Here is a 17,726-nt window from a genome sequence, read left to right as displayed (position 1 = left end):
AAATTATAGATACTACTGCAAATTTCAAAATTATTCTCACCCATAGAAATAGTTAACAATGTATCGTTGCGTTAAGGATAAAAAATATACGATGCTTATTTATCTTACGGCTCAACAACTTCAAAAGGGGCAGCAAGATAAGTAGCTCCAAAATTTTGTATAAGGCGATATTTGCCTGGTGAAAGTTTGTCTCTTAAAGAATCTAGTGAGTATGTTTCAGACTTTGTTTTCTTAGCAGGAAGACGATGTCCCATATCATCCACTCCCCTCCCTTCTTTGATCGGCACATAGAACCATGTGCTGTTAATCTTTTTTTCCAAGGAAAACCCACTGCTATAATTTAATTCAGTACCACTGTTATTTTGAATGTTCAGTGTGATCGTATTATCAGTTGTTTTATACTTCTCTTTTTCCATGCTAACTGTAATACCATCCCTGGAACTTTGCATATCCTGAACTTCTGTTTTCACAAGTTTTATTTCTGAGTTCTCTTTTGTTTGCGACTTATTTTGCTGACATGCTGCTAACACCAGAAATACTGCTGTCGAAAAGATAATAAACATGTAAAATTTCTTCAATGGATTTCCTCCTAAGCACAGCTTGTTTGGAATATTATACCATAAAAATAACCACCAAGATTCAAAAAGGATCTTGATGGTGCAGATACAATATACTTAGCATTTAATTGTTTTTATCCAGTATCTATTAGTTCGTCCAAGTGACACCAGAAACACTTCTCCATTGAAATACACCTTCACCTTTTGGTCAGATCTTAGCCGATGAGTCGGAAGATACCATGGCAATTGAAATATTGTACCCTCGCTTTCATAAGTAGTAAATAGGTTTCCTTTGGCTTTTGGTACCCAGAGATATCGACAACAATTAAAGCAATTGTCGTTCCATTTCCTTTAGAAGCATTAGCAATGTAACAATAGGTAAGGATGAAATAGATAAAATAGTGCCCCACCCGTGTGAGAAAACAAATTGCTATTTAATTCGTTTAAAATCCTTGTCGTCAGTTGCACTTTCGGTACCGATATGAACTTTCCACTCGCCATCTTGCTTAACCAGTTTTACTGGTGTCTGATTAACACGGCCATCTTCAAAAGTTATTTCGGTAATAACTGTTGCTTTATCCTCTGTTACTTCTCTTACTTTTTTAATCTTAAAATCTTTTACTTTTACTTTTTCTTGAGCAAATTTTTTATATTGCTCAATCTCCGTTTGACGATCATTATTAAAACGATCATCAATAATGATGTCAGACAATTTTTCGTAGTCATCTTTCTTGTTTAATTCTAGGTACTCTTTTACAAACTGTTCTGGCGAAATACTCTTAGAATTCGCTAAGAAAGGGACTGAAACTATGACTACTACTATAAATATTGTTGTAACAGATAAAATAAGAGATTTTTTCATCCAATTAACTTCCTTTCCAAATTTTCTAACCATAATTTTTACTAAAATGTATCTATATTCCAATTTAACATTTTATTCGATCTTTATAAAGGACCTCTTTTAAGAAGAGTTATTCTCTCATGAGGGGAGCGATCTAAGAGTATTCTCAGTGCTGCGCAAATAAAAAAGTTAAGTATCTAAAAAAAGAGAAAAAATTCCTTATGCTCTTCTTCTCTATTTTTGAAAATAAAAAGGTTAAGTACCTTTTAGATACTCAACCTTTTTTATCTACCTCACGATCAATTGTTAATGGCTGCTTTGTGGTAAAAAATGTCCTTAAACCTTCCCACACATCCTGATGCACAAAATATAATTGGCATGCGTTATAAACTTTGTTATCTTCTGTTTTAAACTTAATCATCCAAGAAAGATGATCTTGAGAAAAAACACTATCTGGATTCTTAAAAGCATCTATGAAAAACACTCGATCCCCAACATGAAAATCTCTAGATTTTTCCCATTCAAATTCTACACCTTCTTCACAGCACGTAAAATCTTCTATGATATAAATAGGGTCATTTTCTAGACATTCATTAATCATCACAACATCTCCTAGTTAATTTACATAATGTTCGATACAGGAAGTTATCTTTTCCTGTTCATAAACCTCTAGTGATTTTTAAAAAACACTGTGTCCCATAACCAAGAAACTCCAGTGAACATCAAGAATGTCCAGATAGGTATGATTAAACTAATAAATGCTTCTGGCCATGTATACTTTTCAACGTACTTTTTCATTATGCGATCGGTAATAAAAAAGAGTATAGAAGCACCTAGGCTAAACCATAGCAATATTAGTCCAAAAACGATATGCAAAATTCCAGAAACGATCCATTCTACTTTTCTCTTTTTCACTTTAGTTGATATAAACTCACCTATTTTGTCGCTAACGATCGATGTGAAAACTCCATAGGTTAAAATGGCTGGTAAAGTATACAGCATATAAGGAGAGACAATAGAAACAAAAGCATATAAGTAATTTCCTGTTATATCAGCGGGTTCTTCAAATGGATTCGGGTTAATTAGGCTTAATAAAATGGTAAATAAAGTACCAGAAACGGCTGCCGTGACTATTTTTCTTTGTAAAATACTTATTCCTCCTAGTGTAAATGGTCTACTTTTTTATTCCCTTTCTTTACAAGATAAACCCAAACATTAAATGTGTCATTAAGGAATTTAGGATTTTTAAGGTCCAAGAAATCAAATGAATAATCTATACAGTATTAGTTCACATAACACCACAACAAGGAAGCTCCTCTGACGCATAAAAACCTTATCCGCAAGGGGGCTTCTTTTTATCTCTCATTCTTCTCTGCACACGATTTTATCCATTGTCGATTTCACAGATTTTTATTTTTCGAATTAGCCTAGTGTCTTCATAAAAAAGGGGAGTTTTATGCTCTGCATTCCTCAGAGGCTAGACTGTCTTTAAGATAATTGTTTAAGCTTCTACGGCCAAGAATGATGAACAGTAGACACAAAATGTGTAATAAAAGCGATTTTAGTTAAAGTAAACCTGTTGCCTTAACTAAACCAAAAAGTATAAGTAATAACCCAAGATAAAATACTGTCGATTCACTAGCTGCTGAAAGAATAGCTAAAAACAGAAAAGCCAAACCACGCCATTTCTTACTTTTGATTTCTTTACTTTCTTTGTAATAACTCCTAGCTGTAAGTATGACTATTATTAATCCAATTAAAGAAATAAAGAGCCAGAGCAGAGGACTCACCCCCATATACAATTAAAACTAATGTTAGAGATCAATATAGCTTACTCAAAGAGGTTTAATCAACACATTTGTGACGCAGTTCGTTGTTACTGTGTAATTGACACAACCTATGTAATAAAACAGAGTGAAAGTATAAAAGGAATTTAATAAAGAATGATTCAAAAAAACAGACCTTAAAAGTTTATTTGTTGAAAACAAATTCAAATAGTGTTGAAAAAATGCTTAGTTCTATAAAGAATGTACCCACACAGGGTGAACTTAACGGAGAATCCAATTTAAGTTCTTTCCTAAAAACCCTCGTTCCATATTTACAGGAAAATAATAACGCATAAAAATAAAAGAGTGAAATCCTTATGACTTCACTCTTGTTTGTATCTCCGAACGGAGCCCGTTATCACGAAACAGCTCTTTTTTGTTTTTTTAAATACTCTTCAAACTCCTTTTTATTTACAATTACTTTTCTGCATTTACCAGCTAGATAATTCTTTAACGACCCTCTGTAAATAGCGTTACTTATTAATGTTGGAGTTACTTTGAACTCTTTTACAAGTTGATCGACCATATAAAAATTTTTTTGGAACCTATCAATTTCAGTCAAATCAAAACGATATGCGAAAGAAGAGGAATGAATTTTCTCCACAGCGGGAGAGGACAACAATCCCACCTCAACCATTTTCATAACAGTTCGTTCTCCACAATTTAGTTTAGCCGCTGCTTCACTTAAGCTAAGTCCTTTTGTTAAAATGCGCTTCTCCTTGATCTTTTTCAAAAGATCATCAACTTCAAAATATAAATCGAATAATTTATATGGCATAGTTTTGGTATATGCTTTTAAATGATCTCGTCGGATGAAGTGGATTAATTCGACCACGTTTAAACCTGATGTTGCAAACATCTCAAAAGATCTGCGAAAGGAAACTTTGTTTTCTACATCTTTAATTTCTTCCGCATTTAATGACACGAATAATTGTTGAATACTTTCTTTTGACAGCCATTTACTATACCCCATATAAGAAGAGTAATTTAAAATACCGTTTTTCACCAAACTAGATACACGATTAACGTTAACCCCTAGCAGCATCGCGGCCTCCGCGACTGTAACAGCATCAGCCTTCTCCTTTAAGAAAGTCTGTATACGCCTGTTTATTCTTTTCTTAAAGAAATAACTTGCATTTCCATTATTGAAATAACAATCTTTGAAAGCTCCTGATTTCATTAAAAAATCATATTCACTCTCCACTAATTGATATTGTCGTTTAAGTTCTCCCTTAGTAAGATAGTTTTCCTTGATGAAATTTAATGCTTGTCTGTCATAAATTTTCACATTCCTCGGAGCCTTCATTTCGCAAATGAAATGTTCCAGGCGTAACTCTTCATATGCGTTTATAATAAAGCGCAGTTTTTCAGAACTAAGAATTCGCTCTTCAAATTTCTTTCTTTTTTTTCTTACATCTCTAGTAGGCTCTTGGCAAAAATTCGAAGTTAAAATCTTAGGAATGCGGTTATCAAAGTCCTTGAAGACCCAATAAAGATCGGCTATTAAATATACTAAGTCCTTCTCATCAAACGGGATTTTATTAGTGCATTTTATTTTATACTTATGAGCATCTTGCTGAGTAAAACTTGGTAGGCCATCTAATAACTGAGAGAAAGCAAAAATTACAGTTAAAAAATCAGTTAAACTCATCAAATCGAGAAACAACTTCTTTTTCCCTAATATTAATTCGCTCAATTCTCTTTGTGAATTCAATATATAGGGATTTGTCTCCTTTGCAGTTGTTATAGATGAATATTTACATCCACATCCATTGCACTTGTCTTTGAAGATTGAACTTAGAGTAACTTTGCTATTGCAAAAACTACACCTATTCGCTAAATATACTTCGTGTTTCAGACATACGCTAATTAGATTTATACCCCAGCTGAAATCCTGATAAATTTCCTCTTGTAAGCATTTAGGACAGAACTTGCTGCTTGTCTTAAGGAACAATAAGTTCTCTTGTTCTAAATCAACTTCCATGCTCTTATACGAGTGACGATATAGTCCCTTTTGCATTGTTAGTAATTCTAACTCATTACAGATGTCCTGTGGAATAAAATTTTGGAGTAGTTGATTTCTCGTAAAAGAACTATTGGATAGAGGATAAGGAGAATCATAATAATTCCTTTTAAAAATTCGAAAAAGAAAGCTACCCAATGTTTCCGTCTCTTTGATGGACAATTTGTTTAACAGTGTCTTTATTTTTCATCCCTCCTAGAAAACTGTTATTGCCCGCAATGGAGAAATTTATTCGCGCTCCGAAAATTCACTTATATCCTCCTTTCTTTTGGCAAGACTTCTAATAATATAGAAAATAGCGGAGGTAATCTAAGTGTTTCGCACTCACATATCAAATAATTTTCTTAACGAGAGTAAAGTAATAACCGCTAAAACCCAGTGGGAATTAGACCAAAAAGTAAAAATCCAAAGAAAAAAATGGAGAGAAAAGGAAAAGCAAATAAAAGAGCAAAAGAAGATTGTAAAGATGAAGGAAAAGGCCACTGCTGATACCGAAGCGGCCTTAGAGTTGATCAGTTGGTATCAAAATTTACTTAAACACTCTTTAGAGCAGGAACATCGCTTAAATTGGCAGATGCTATACAATAATGAGGATTTTTTAAAACCAGAGCCTACTCTAGATACATTCATAGAACTTGTTAATGTCCCAAAAGAAGATAAGATCATTGAGTTCTTATTCCCGTCAGTAAGAGAAAAACGATTGAAGAAACAAAGAGAGGCAGAAAGACTCTACAACGAGGCTTTAAGCGAGTATTTTAACGAGAAAAACGAATTTTCAAATGATCAAAAACAAATTAATGAATCAGTTGATCTTTTTAAACTATCTTATGAAGAAGCAATAGCTCCTTTTGTGGAGAGGTACTTCGGAAAAGTACTAGAATTATCTAACTATCCGCCAGACCTAAAGAAACACTTTGATATTCAGTATCTTCCAGACACTAATACCCTGATTGTGGATTATCATTTGCCTCACCTTGATCAAGTGCCAAATATTGCAGAGTACAAATTCATCCAAACACGAAAAGAAATAACCACAAAAAAAATGAAGAAAAAGGAGTTCGAGAATTATTACGAAGATATACTGTATCAAATGACGCTACGCACTTTTCATGAAGTGTTCAGTTCAGATTATGCTCAAACGGTCGAATTATTGGTTTTTAATGGCTGGGTACACGGAGTAGATACTGCTACTGGGCTAGATTTTAATTCTTGCATCATTAGTCTTCAGGCAGAAAAAAAGCAATTTCTATCACTTAATTTAGAAAAAGTAATTCCAAAAGACTGTTTCCGAAGTTTAAAGGGATTAAATGCAAGCGCTTTGCATCAACTCGCTCCTGTTCGACCAATCTTGGAAATAAACAAAGAAGATAAACGCTTTGTGGAATCAAAGGAGATCCTAGCAAACATTAATTCAATCCCAAACTTAGCTGTTATGCCATGGGAGGATTTTGAACACCTCGTCAGAGAATTGTTTGAGCAATATTTTTCAGATGTTGGCGCTGAAGTTAAAGTTACAAAGGCGAGCCGAGATGGAGGTATAGATGCTGTTGCGTTTGATCCTGATCCAATACGAGGAGGAAAATTCATTATTCAAGCAAAGAGGTACAATCATGTTGTTCCTATTTCAGCGGTTCGGGAGTTAAACGGAATAATGGCAGATGAAGGAGCAGTGAAGGGGATACTTGTCACAACAAGCTATTACGGAAATGACTCCAGAGAATTTATAAAAGGAAAACCCCTCACCCTCCTAGACGGATCGAATTTAATCCAAATGTTCAATGAATATGGATATAAAGTTAGGATTGAATTAACACAGAATAAAAAACTTATTTAATCTTTCTTCTTACTTAATCTCACCACAAAAAATCACGGGTATTATAGGCCTGTGATTTTTGTATGTATAAAAATTTTATTAATCGTTAAAGTTGAGATTTAAGAGGTAACTTTTGGATAAAGAATTAATTTGTAGAGTTAAACAGGACAAGGCATGAATTGAATGTCAAATGTTGAGAAGCGAAGAACTATTCAGGAAAATGAATGGTCGTTTAAGAGGATAGTCATTAAATCAATAATATTTTCAATTATGCAGCCGAACATTTGAAATTAAAGCAGGAGCAACAAATTGTGATTTCGCTTGAAATAGATTCCTTTTTGCGAACATCACAGATTTTTCAGTCTCGAAATATGGTTAGAGCCATTCTAAAAAATTCTTTTGAATAATCCATAAAGAAAGGACTATTACTTTTGAGTAAAACCAACAAACATAAGATCTTTAAATCGGTCGTTTTTTCCGAAGCCATCTTTCTAGGAGAATTTCTTCAAAAAGACCTTCAAGAGAAGTGGGAATTTGTTCATGAAGCGATGGCCAGATTTAGCAGGAACAATAAATCTTATTTGCTGAAGATAAATTATGCCGATATCGAATATTTCATTCATTTAGAAGAAGATTCAAGTTGCGTTAGGCAATTTAAGTCATTTAAAGAAATCAGAGAGTTTATTAAAGATGGTTGCCACTTCTTCGATTAATTAGGGGAAACTTTTAATTATTTTTTTCAAATCGTACTAATGTTTTTTCAGGTATTTCAATTTGATCAATATCAAAGCTGGTGAATTGTAAGACTAGTTCACCTTCTCGTTTGTCCGCTTCTTCGCCGACCCAACAACTATATAATTCAAAGAAATCACCTTTTTCAAGGTGGCCATCCATAATTTCACATAGCCGCATTAATTTCTTTTTTGATTCTGCGCAAGTTCTCTTATTTACATATTCCGAAATCTCAATCCCCCAATGACTCGATACCTCATAAACATAAGGTGTAGAGAGTTGATACTTCTTTACATTTAGTTGATTATACTTATTCGAAAAACAATCACCTATAATAATTAAATCACTTGAATCTTCATCACTAATTGGGATTTTTTTGTTACAACCAATATAACTAGCTAAACTCATTTCAATTCCCGCCCTTCCGCTTACTTATCTTACTATCGTCCTGTCTCATAGATACTCCGAAATAATCTTTTATTTTCTACACCCGAGACTAACCCATAAAGGACGGAAACTACCCTTCTGTTTTGACTTGCCAATAATCAGCAAAGGACTTAACAAGACTTTCTATTTCTATAATCTGTTTACTATCTGTAACTAGATAAACAACAGACGATTCATCCCTCTTTTTTTCTGTAAGACCATACGAATCAATAGTGTCGATTATTTAAAGAGAGAAGGCCGACTTATCCTCACATTTTGTTATTTAACTTAATCGCCTGTCAGTTCAAATAGAACGGATGTTAAATGGAGGACGAAACTCAACTCATAATTACTAAAGGTTATTTCAAGTTATTTTTTAGTACATATCCATTTGTCCACGTGCCGATAAGTAGATATTGATTATCCTCACTAAACTCTCCAAAACAAGCGGAAGGCAGAGCTTCTACTCTGACTATTTCTAAATCAGCATAACGAATAATAATCACCATCTCACTATACGTTACAATGATATAGTTTCCATCAGGCGATTGATTGATATGGCGAAAATATCCAACTTCCTCTTGTTTTTTTTGCCCTTCAAATAAAGTTTTTCTTTTCAGGACTTTTTTAAATGAATAGTCCGAAATGATAAGATCATGGTTATCATGAATCATAATATAGCTCTTATGGACAGAGCTAAAAATTAAAGAATCCCAATAAGAAATATTAGGGTGTCTTAATGACACGATATCTTGTGAGGACAGATCTATTTTTAATAATTTGTATTCACGAAAATCAGTATTAGGATTAACGTAACTGACAGTAAATAAATGATAACTTTCATCTGCTACATACTGATGGTAGTCAAACAATGTTATAGAATCTTCAAAATCAGTAATTACTTTGTGGCTTCCCTCATTGACGTCAATGACTGCTAATTGGTTCCCAAATTTAGTTTGTATTGTGTCGATTATTATAAAGGGGTCATCAGTTAATGCAAACGATCCTTCTGTAAACTGGCGAGACTTACTGGACTGAATACTTTTTATAAGTTTAAAGTCAATCGTACCGTACACGCAAAAGGCGCCAGTCGTACTCTTAATGTAGAAATAATTATTGTCTTTTGAAAACATTATATTTCCTGGATGCTTAGGTTTAAAAAGCTCAGTTACTTTTTCCCAAGAATCAGTATCATAAATTACAGTTTTACTCCCCATAGTGTGAGATAATAATCTTCTTTTTTGTGCCACTTTCATTACGTAGGATGTCTTAAGTTTTTGGATAACCTCCATTTGAAGCATCAATGTCACTCCTTTTACGATAACCCTAGCAAGTGCCAATTTTACCACATTAAAAACCCAATAAAGTGACTGTCGAAATACTAAAAAGCACGTAGAAAAACGACTTTATTAAAATCGTTATTCTACATGCTTTTTTAATTGTTCACTTATATCATCAAGCTTCTTTTCAATTCTATTAAGTTGATTTCTGCGGCTCTTGTTAGAACGGAAAAAAGACACGATTAATACAACAATTAGGACAAGAAAGCCAAGATTAAATAATTGAAATAAAGCATCTCCAACATTAAAACTACTCATAACAAGTCACTCCTAGAACGTTTAACGGAAAAATCTTCATTGAACTCCTCCGATAGTTTTTCTAAATAAATAGAACCTTTCTATTTATCAAAGATGCTTTGCATCATCTAGTTTTCATCAAGGTATAATCCATGAAGAGGAAGTATGATTTTCTTTGAACCGATGGAAACCGTTCTTTTGAAAACATCTTCTTCATTATAAGCAGCTGATATATCTTTTTTTACGTGTGTTGCCATTTGGCTGACTGAATGTTGGTCTGTTTCTTGAATGCTTTGTTCATTTTTTGGTTGGTAGCTTATTAATAATAAAAGAGACAGTGACAGCAAACCCAAAATTAATAAGCAATGTTTCCTCATTGGAATCCCCCTTAATAGAATATATTGCTATTTAATAGTAGCAATAGCACAGTACCTTTTCAATCCTTATTCATTGACCTTTGATCAACAGTACAAGAAAAACGTAGTAAGAGCGACAAAGGCTTAGATACTCTAGTCCTTTATTTTCCGCAAGGTTCTGCTGGACTTTAATATTAGGCTCTGTTAAATTTTAATGTTGATTTTTAATTATAAAAATGGGAGACGCTTGTTTATGGCGTTTCCCTTAAATAAAATTCAATTAAATACCTTATTAATTTCAGGTCTGTCATAGTCTAAAATCCAGTCATTGTATCTATTATAAACATCTCTTATTGTAGCGGGTGAAGTTGCTAACAAATCACAACCTCTATCATCGTAAACGCGAAAGATTGTTTTTCTATTGATATTAATGAAATAAACCCTATGGAAAATTCTCGGTTTCAACTCCAAGTCTTTATTGCAAATTGCTTTTAGTAATGGGACATATTTAAAATCGGATGTTTTGCACTTTAAAGTAAATCTATGAGTTTTATATGCGCCTTCTTCATCATCTTCTGAAAAAATATAAGGCAATTCTTGATGTTTTAAACTAAACAATAATAATTTCTTAACATAGGAGGAAAAATTCTTTAACTGATGTTTAAGTTTTTTCCCTTTATCAAAATCATTGACATCTATCACAACAAAAATATCTTCTGTTGGAGAATGTTGAGATTCAAATAAAGTAATCGCCCTTTTATAACACCCCAATACATATGGGTTGTTTGGATAATCATATTCCCTTGTCCACCCTACACCAAGTTCAAAACGAATCCCAATATCCCAATTATAAAATAAAGGTGGTCTAAGCTCTAAATTAGGGTAATTTTCGTGCATAAAGTCATTTAACTGCATTTCAACACCTCATAGTTACTATTTATCGGTTCAACTGACCCGAAATTTGGACTGACTTAAACTATCATAAGTCTCTGTCCTTTCAAATACAAATGATGTTAATAAAAGCTCTTTAATATGTTGCTTTGTGGTTTTGTTACTGCGACTGTCTATGAACAAGAATCAAGTAAGATAATTTATCAAGATACTTCAACAAGTTACTAAACGCTTTGTCCATCCTTACAACCTCTTCCAAATATTTGTTCTCAGTAAGACAATATTTTGAATTTGGGAAGTTATCAAATATCAACAATATTCTTTAATAGAACCCATACAATAAAAAAACCAAACCATTTAATTCAGAATCTAATTTCCTTTTCAGAAGCAGGAGAATTAAATGTACAAGTCGCCTGATAAACATACCCATCTTGATTTACTTCGATTACACCCTCGTTTTCTGCTAACTTTTTTTGGAGTTCTTGAAGAACTTCTCCTACATTATTTTTCATCTTTCATTCCCTCACTTAAAAAGATGTTTGGATTTATTGAATATTATTCTTTCTTTAAAAAAGGAAAGTCATAAAAAGGCATATGCCTGTCCCCTTTCTTAAGGAAAAGAAGACATTAAAATTAAAAAGAAAAAATTTGAAAACTAGATCAAAAAACATGATATTCTGTTAAGAGAAAAAGAAATCCCCTTAACATTTTGGAACCTTCCGAATCAGTAAAAATCGGCATTCTGCCCTGGCTAGAGCTCTCCTTGTCATTCAAATCTGAATCTATTCTAACAATTATTGAAACTGACTCCCGCATTCCTTTCAACACAATAATAGACAAACTTGATTATTAAAATAGTTGCTTATAAAAAATATTGGCATAGTACAACAGGTAGATAGAGTTATATACCAACCCGAACTTACTATACTCTTCACCGATTATTACCAATTATTACAACGGACTTTCTAAATAGTATAGGTTTGAACATAACATTAGATTATCTATGTCTATGTTACAAAATGAAAAGGCTTTAGATAGGTATATTGCAGTCTTCCAAACCAAAATAACCGACGTATATTCTAAAGGAAATCACTGTAATTAAATGAATAATAGCATACAGTAGTTTCGTCAACTTTTATGGTGAAACATCATTATCATTGTATAAGGCTGTACAAATATAAAGAGATTAGGCACAAACAATGTAGCGAAGGAGGGATATTGGTGGATAAAAACATACCCACAAGTGTCGAAAAAGTGATTGTGATACACAACAAAAATTACTCACCAATAGTTATCAAATGCCCTAATTGTGAGAGGCATATTCTAATGGCTTGGGAGAAACCAGAATTTTGCTCCCGTTGCGACCAAAAATTAATTTGGGAATGAGTTAATATCAAGTCGAGGGGTGTATTGTATGCCGATAAAAAAGAATTCAAAGATTGAATATGAAATGCCGAGCGAAATTAAACAGTGTTTCACTAAAGAGTTTTTAATAAGTTTTCGCGAAAAGGTGATTAATACAGACATTGAAACATCAGTGTGGTGAACAAGAATATTAATTCATTCAGATACAAACTGTTTCTTGAAACTTTAGTGTGGGATTGACACATTAAGCGACACAAGGGGGTAATTCCAATTGAACAAAAGACAACGTAAAAAGTTAGATAAAAAACTTATCCTTGCCATAAGAGAATTAAACAACGATGTAGCATTAAGCGAAGGGTTTCCGCCTATAACACATGAAAGAGTTTTAACAGTCCTTAAAAAAGTCAAGGAAACAAAAGGTGGAATTGCACGAACATTAAAGGATTACAGGTTTTATATAAAACAATAACTAATTCGCATTCCGTTGAGGATATGACAAAAATTACTTTGGGGGTGAAAGGAATGGAGAAAGTAATCTATGAAAATCAATCAGGTAAATTAATTGCTAAAGCTAATGGTGGAGTAGTTGAATTGGCGCAGTTTCATGATGGAGAAGCAGTCGGAACCGTATCCATGTATTTTGAAGAAGTAAAGGATCTAAATAATCTTATCAGCAGCATTAGTGAAGAGGAATAGAGGGATAACTTATGAATATTAAAAGGTTTAAAAAAATTATGGCCATGTCTAACGAAGAACGGCAAAAGCAGGTAAAGGAATTTTGGACGGACGATGACTTAATAGAACTTGGACTAAAATGCAAGCAATGTGGTAGCGAAAACTGCAACCAAGAAGAGGTTTATTGGCAGGACGGTAAACAGTTTTTAGTTAAAGTTTACTGCAAAGACTGTAAGTCTTATTCAGATTAATTCACCATGCACTGGCAAGTTGTGAGCTAAAAATACCCTTTTATAAGGAGATGAGTAATTTGAAGGCTAAATTTAATGTAGAAGAAATAATGAAAAATCAAGCGAAGTATACGACATGTTTTATAGAGATGGTAAAGAAATATGAAAATGTCATCATTGAAGTGGAAGAAGAAGTTTTCGATGGATATGAAGCGGTATTGGAAGAAGGAGCATTTGCATTGGACGATGAAGAGTTAATTTTTATTAACGATTAAACAAGACATTGATTCCGCACCTTACAAGTTATACCTCTTGTAGCCGATAGTTATAATATCACCTCAAAGTAAAACAGGAGTTATAAGGTGAGGATTGATAATTTATTACAAGAAATTGAGGCAGAGGAATTTTAATCGATTCCCTCCTCTTTTTCTTTTCTCAATTAAAGTTAAACACCCAAAAGAAATAGCGCTCGTTAACATAAAAAGCATATAACCGATCAATAAAGGGGTAGTCTTGCTTGTTAAGCTGATAGATATAAGCCACATTGTAACATCCTTCAAATTCGTCTTCATGGGTATATCCCTTAATCTCATTAAGACCGTAAAGCTCTATCTCTCCACCGAAATCTATATCATCCAACAGACGACAACCGTTAGTTGTCGTTAAAAACTCTTTGCAATTATCGGGTAAGGCCCCTCCTGTTTTATTTTCAAAAACCTAATTTTCTGTTCAAAAGCAGGAGAATTAAATGTACAAGTCGCCTGATACTCATAGCCATCTTGGTTTACTTCCATTGCGCCCTCGTTTTCTTCTAACTTTTTTTGTAGTTCCTGAAGAACTTCCGCTGCCTTATTTTGTAACTTCCATCCCCTCACTTAAAGAGATGTTTTGGTTTATTGAATATTATTCCTTCTTTAAAAAAGGAAAGTCATAAAAAGGCATATGTCTGTCCCAACAGCGGATAATAAATTTGAGGTGACGATATGTCGAGTATACAAAAATGGATTGTACTTTTTATTTGTTCAATAATTGCAAATGTAAGCTCCGCCCCTTTTGCTTACGGAAAAGAAGACCTCAAAATTGAAATAAACAAATTGGAAAACAGGATCAAAAAATATGGGATTCTGTTAAGAGAACAAGAAAAGCGCCTTAAAAACTTGGAGCCCTCCGAACCAGTAAGAATTGATGATCCGCCTTGGGCAGGACTCTCTTTGCCATCGCATACGGAATCTATTCGAACAGTGATTAAAACTGGCCCCCGCATTCCTTTTAAAACAATAATAGACAAACCTGATTATAAAAGAGCTGCTTATGAGAAATATTGGCATAGTACAACAGGCAGATGGAGCTATATGCCAATCCGAATTCACTATGCTCTTCATCGTCTTTTTACCAATTATGATATTGGGCTTTCTGAATGGTATGACTTCGAACACAATGTCGGTTTATCCATACCTATGTTCCAAAATGAAAAGGCCTTAGACATGTATATTGTTATTTTTCAAACTAAAGTAACCGATGTATATACTAAAGGCAATCAAATTGTTGTTGTCGGTGTCCCACAAAGAACTGGTGCTCAAGTTATTACAATTACCACCAAGAACGTAGAACCAATTAATAAGAGAGAAGCCTTGCTTGTTCAGTTGGCCACTCAAGCAGGTCAGGAAATTGATTACTCGTTAATTTCTTATGTCCCTCCTGATTTCTGGTCAAAACAAAAGAAAAATTTAAAAGACCGAACCCCTTAAAGATAATCCTTTAAGGGGTTTAATAACTGTCAGCGGCTTATCTAGCAAGCACCTTGCTAATACAATAAAAAAACCAAATCATTTATTTTAAATTTAAATTAGAACTTCAATAACCCTTCAGGAATAACAACCGCTTCAATGCCCGTGTTATTATAACTATTTTCCATAATAATCCTCATAAATCTATGGAAACACACAATAATGCATATTGGATAAACTCTCCTAATCCATAAAAGTGCGTAAATTTGTAAAAAGTGTAACCAAAATATATCTCCGTTTAAAATTTCTTATTTTGGATATTCCTTCTTGCTCTCTATTCACTAAAAGTGTAATATTACACTAAATTAAACAAAAGTAACTAAGGAGATATTCTATGAATGAAAAAGATGTAATTGATGTGATTTCAAAAAAAATAAAACTAATAAGACACGAAAAAGGCTATACACAAGAAAAAATGGCAGAAGTTCTTGGGATTTCAAAAAAAACATTAGTTCAGATTGAAAAAGAGCGAATACCTGCTACCTGGACGAGCGTTATTGCCACTTGCGCTTTATTTAGAGATTCTGAAGTCATTCAGGCAGCATTAGGAGAAGACCCCTTAGAAGTAATTGAAACGTTAGCACACGGGAAAATTGATAGACCAAAGGAAAAAACATTGGGGGGAAAAGTTTGGTGGAAACAAATTAAGAAAGAAAAAGGCTTTATACTGCAACAAAACATGATAAGCAAGCATTATCGGATCATAGATTTGGACAATTATCGTTGGTTCAGTTCATTTGAAAGTGATGAAACATTCATATATTTTGATGAGCTTTTAAAAAATAGTCCTGCAAACTCCTAAATTTTTTGAGAGCACTTAATTTAAAGGAGGTCACAAACGTGAAAATTTTAAAAGATAGGAAAACATTAATGATTATAGTGATTTTAATGCTTATTATTGTTTTTCTTTTACCTGTTGCTGTTATCTTTCGGCTGAATTATGGGAGTCCATATCAAGATTATCTCCTAAATAAGCATGTACCTCCCTACCTTGAGAAAACGGGATATGCAGACGAAGATATACTAGAACAACATACTGGTTATCCGAATGAATCTTCAAATAAGGATTACTTTCATACCCAATATATAGTCAAATTTAAGGATGAACCCGATATAACTTATTACTACGGAGTAAGAAAAAAAGGGAAAATTGTAAAGCAATTTTGTGAGAGATATAGCCCTAAATATAGAAATATCAGCGGCCCAACGAAACACAGTGAGGATGATTGCGTAAATTATTACGACAATAAATAAGGTTAAATATTGCACACTAACAAAAAGGAAAAGACAGCCACACATTAGTCGTGATTGGCATGTGATTGTGTTGCTCAATTGAAGCTACTCTCATTGAAAAGCATAGGCGAAAAACGAACAAGTTTTTTATATGACGAGAACTTAAATATGTTGGTTAAGAATCTATTTTGATTGATCTTCTTTCGAAATGGATTCTTGTTATTTTTGAACAATGTTAAAACTGTCCAAACGTTTGCCCGTTTACATACTGCGCGCTAGCATCTTGTAAATCGTTTCTGCTGCGTTTGAACATGTCGCTAATGAATCATACTCAATATAACGAAGAGGCCTTTATATTCATATTATCGCGCCTTTTAGGCTTCCGTTATCTTATTCAGCAACCCTAGGGAATAACCTTGCCACCTTTACCTTAATATTGATCATACCAACCTTTACTATCAATTTAACTAAGAAATCAACAGACACCCCGAGCGGAGACCATTCTAGAAGCAAAAAATTTATATCTCATTAAACAAAATTAATTTGAATTCCATTTCCTTGGCACTCTCTAATTACCGCATTCGCTTCTATAACAGAATCCGATGCTCAATTACGCTATTTCCTATCCCAACGAGTCTTCTCCGAACCGTTTCCATAATAGCGGGAATAACTTTTCTAACTCCTCTTCATCTTCTTCCCAATCAAGATCTATATCGTCAGCAGCTGACCCAATCCCTCTCCGATTGAGCTCTTCCAATAGCTCATCATATACGTCACTATTCCACTCTATATCGCCTGTCTTTTTTAACGTATACGCATCTGCTCCGACTGAAAGTAATTCTTCGTTTTGCGGCAACCCTTCCTCATCAAGGTTCTCTTCGCTAATATATTTTGCCAGGTACTCATGATTCTGCATGACCTTATTATATACTTCTTCTCCTTGGCCAATAAGCCAACCTCGGAAGTAATCAAAAGTATCATCTGAGCATCCTCCCATAAGTATATAAGCTGCTGCCCATAACTGAGATTGGTAACTTTCATTCATAAATCCCTGAAAGTGAAACTCAAAATCCAAAATTTCGTTTATACTTTTCTGTGCCAACACATCTAATAACCACTCAGCCTGATCTTCATATTCCTTAGACCCGTCAATTAAATTCCAGAATTCTTTTCTATTCACCGTATTCCCCCTCACTTATCCGCATAATACATAGGATACTTCAATAATCATACTATTTATTTCATTTCCAAACTGCTTTTCGGTGCTAAAAACCTTAATGGTGAGAAATATGGAAGTAAGAAAGTAAAGTGATTCTACTTCAAACGTCATAATACAAAAAAACACATTCACTAATATACCCTTAATTCTGCGTACAACAATCACACCAATGCAT

20 protein-coding genes and 3 pseudogenes are annotated in these 17,726 nt (G+C 33.5%); 8 read left to right on the top strand and 15 right to left on the bottom strand.

Features of this window, described 5'->3' with window-relative positions:
• Positions 1 to 104 precede the first annotated feature (104 nt).
• The 5 genes and pseudogenes from A8F95_RS02435 to A8F95_RS23370 all read right to left on the bottom strand — a co-directional run.
• On the bottom strand, positions 105 to 578 hold the full coding sequence (locus A8F95_RS02435) for an immunoglobulin-like domain-containing protein (RefSeq protein ID WP_065409063.1): 474 nt from the start codon (positions 576 to 578) through the stop codon (positions 105 to 107).
• Between the two features lie 409 nt (positions 579 to 987).
• A complete protein-coding gene (locus tag A8F95_RS02430; RefSeq protein ID WP_141676211.1) occupies positions 988 to 1,452 on the bottom strand; it encodes a nuclear transport factor 2 family protein in 465 nt (154 codons plus the stop codon).
• A gap of 220 nt (positions 1,453 to 1,672) precedes the next feature.
• Positions 1,673 to 1,999, bottom strand: coding sequence for a hypothetical protein (locus tag A8F95_RS02425; RefSeq protein WP_065409061.1), 327 nt, complete (start codon positions 1,997 to 1,999; stop codon positions 1,673 to 1,675).
• A gap of 1,583 nt (positions 2,000 to 3,582) precedes the next feature.
• Entirely contained in the window at positions 3,583 to 4,875 is a 1,293-nt protein-coding gene (locus tag A8F95_RS02415; protein ID WP_245671055.1) for a hypothetical protein, read from the bottom strand.
• Between the two features lie 198 nt (positions 4,876 to 5,073).
• Positions 5,074 to 5,409 (bottom strand): annotated as a pseudogene (locus tag A8F95_RS23370) (TniQ family protein); the annotation flags it as partial.
• A gap of 151 nt (positions 5,410 to 5,560) precedes the next feature.
• Between A8F95_RS23370 and A8F95_RS02410 the strand changes: the two are divergent.
• Complete coding sequence (locus tag A8F95_RS02410) at positions 5,561 to 7,081, top strand: restriction endonuclease (protein ID WP_065409058.1); 1,521 nt, start codon at positions 5,561 to 5,563, stop codon at positions 7,079 to 7,081.
• Between the two features lie 705 nt (positions 7,082 to 7,786).
• On the opposite strand, the gene A8F95_RS02400 is transcribed toward A8F95_RS02410, so the two are convergent.
• From A8F95_RS02400 to A8F95_RS22255, 7 genes and pseudogenes are all read right to left on the bottom strand, one after another.
• Entirely contained in the window at positions 7,787 to 8,200 is a 414-nt protein-coding gene (locus tag A8F95_RS02400; RefSeq protein WP_065409056.1) for a hypothetical protein, read from the bottom strand.
• A gap of 377 nt (positions 8,201 to 8,577) precedes the next feature.
• Positions 8,578 to 9,519: a hypothetical protein gene (locus A8F95_RS02395; protein WP_065409055.1), complete on the bottom strand. Its 942-nt coding sequence runs from the start codon at positions 9,517 to 9,519 to the stop codon at positions 8,578 to 8,580.
• 117 nt (positions 9,520 to 9,636) lie between these two features.
• Positions 9,637 to 9,816 (bottom strand): DUF4083 family protein, encoded by a 180-nt coding sequence (locus A8F95_RS02390; protein ID WP_065409054.1) that lies wholly within the window; start codon positions 9,814 to 9,816, stop codon positions 9,637 to 9,639.
• A 107-nt stretch (positions 9,817 to 9,923) separates the two neighbouring features.
• Positions 9,924 to 10,172, bottom strand: a complete 249-nt coding sequence (locus A8F95_RS02385; RefSeq protein WP_065409053.1) for a hypothetical protein — start codon at positions 10,170 to 10,172, stop codon at positions 9,924 to 9,926.
• A 255-nt stretch (positions 10,173 to 10,427) separates the two neighbouring features.
• Positions 10,428 to 11,066, bottom strand: coding sequence for a DUF3885 domain-containing protein (locus A8F95_RS02380; RefSeq protein ID WP_095407424.1), 639 nt, complete (start codon positions 11,064 to 11,066; stop codon positions 10,428 to 10,430).
• 30 nt (positions 11,067 to 11,096) lie between these two features.
• A pseudogene (locus tag A8F95_RS21865) lies at positions 11,097 to 11,228 on the bottom strand (IS1595 family transposase); the annotation flags it as partial.
• Positions 11,229 to 11,404: 176 nt separating this feature from the next.
• On the bottom strand, positions 11,405 to 11,554 hold the full coding sequence (locus A8F95_RS22255; protein ID WP_176713595.1) for a hypothetical protein: 150 nt from the start codon (positions 11,552 to 11,554) through the stop codon (positions 11,405 to 11,407).
• 1,124 nt (positions 11,555 to 12,678) lie between these two features.
• On the opposite strand from A8F95_RS22255, the gene A8F95_RS02375 reads away from it, so the two are divergent.
• Genes A8F95_RS02375 through A8F95_RS02365 form a run of 4 tightly spaced genes read left to right on the top strand, consistent with a single transcriptional unit; the run spans position 12,679 to position 13,587 of the window.
• The gene (locus A8F95_RS02375) at positions 12,679 to 12,876 is read left to right on the top strand and encodes a hypothetical protein (RefSeq protein WP_065409052.1); all 198 of its coding nucleotides are present in this window, start codon (positions 12,679 to 12,681) and stop codon (positions 12,874 to 12,876) included.
• Between the two features lie 53 nt (positions 12,877 to 12,929).
• On the top strand, positions 12,930 to 13,103 hold the full coding sequence (locus A8F95_RS22250; protein ID WP_176713585.1) for a hypothetical protein: 174 nt from the start codon (positions 12,930 to 12,932) through the stop codon (positions 13,101 to 13,103).
• Positions 13,104 to 13,114: 11 nt separating this feature from the next.
• Positions 13,115 to 13,333 (top strand): hypothetical protein, encoded by a 219-nt coding sequence (locus tag A8F95_RS02370; RefSeq protein WP_065409051.1) that lies wholly within the window; start codon positions 13,115 to 13,117, stop codon positions 13,331 to 13,333.
• Between the two features lie 59 nt (positions 13,334 to 13,392).
• Positions 13,393 to 13,587: a hypothetical protein gene (locus A8F95_RS02365; RefSeq protein ID WP_065409050.1), complete on the top strand. Its 195-nt coding sequence runs from the start codon at positions 13,393 to 13,395 to the stop codon at positions 13,585 to 13,587.
• Positions 13,588 to 13,747: 160 nt separating this feature from the next.
• Here A8F95_RS02365 and A8F95_RS23365 read toward each other — a convergent pair.
• Positions 13,748 to 13,966: pseudogene (locus A8F95_RS23365) on the bottom strand (hypothetical protein); the annotation flags it as partial.
• A gap of 8 nt (positions 13,967 to 13,974) precedes the next feature.
• Entirely contained in the window at positions 13,975 to 14,106 is a 132-nt protein-coding gene (locus tag A8F95_RS23155; RefSeq protein ID WP_281181727.1) for a hypothetical protein, read from the bottom strand.
• A gap of 189 nt (positions 14,107 to 14,295) precedes the next feature.
• Here A8F95_RS23155 and A8F95_RS02350 point away from each other — a divergent pair, with 189 nt between their 5' ends.
• From A8F95_RS02350 to A8F95_RS02340, 3 genes are all read left to right on the top strand, one after another.
• On the top strand, positions 14,296 to 15,060 hold the full coding sequence (locus A8F95_RS02350; protein WP_065409047.1) for a hypothetical protein: 765 nt from the start codon (positions 14,296 to 14,298) through the stop codon (positions 15,058 to 15,060).
• Between the two features lie 373 nt (positions 15,061 to 15,433).
• On the top strand, positions 15,434 to 15,901 hold the full coding sequence (locus tag A8F95_RS02345; protein WP_065409046.1) for a helix-turn-helix transcriptional regulator: 468 nt from the start codon (positions 15,434 to 15,436) through the stop codon (positions 15,899 to 15,901).
• 38 nt (positions 15,902 to 15,939) lie between these two features.
• Complete coding sequence (locus tag A8F95_RS02340; protein WP_077247171.1) at positions 15,940 to 16,353, top strand: DUF3139 domain-containing protein; 414 nt, start codon at positions 15,940 to 15,942, stop codon at positions 16,351 to 16,353.
• Between the two features lie 601 nt (positions 16,354 to 16,954).
• On the opposite strand, the gene A8F95_RS02335 is transcribed toward A8F95_RS02340, so the two are convergent.
• On the bottom strand, positions 16,955 to 17,512 hold the full coding sequence (locus A8F95_RS02335; protein WP_065409045.1) for a DUF4240 domain-containing protein: 558 nt from the start codon (positions 17,510 to 17,512) through the stop codon (positions 16,955 to 16,957).
• Positions 17,513 to 17,726 lie beyond the last annotated feature (214 nt).

Source organism: Pseudobacillus wudalianchiensis (assembly GCF_001685015.1).
GTDB lineage: Bacteria > Bacillota > Bacilli > Bacillales > Domibacillaceae > Pseudobacillus > Pseudobacillus wudalianchiensis.
This window is presented reverse-complemented; position numbering and strand designations above follow the sequence as displayed.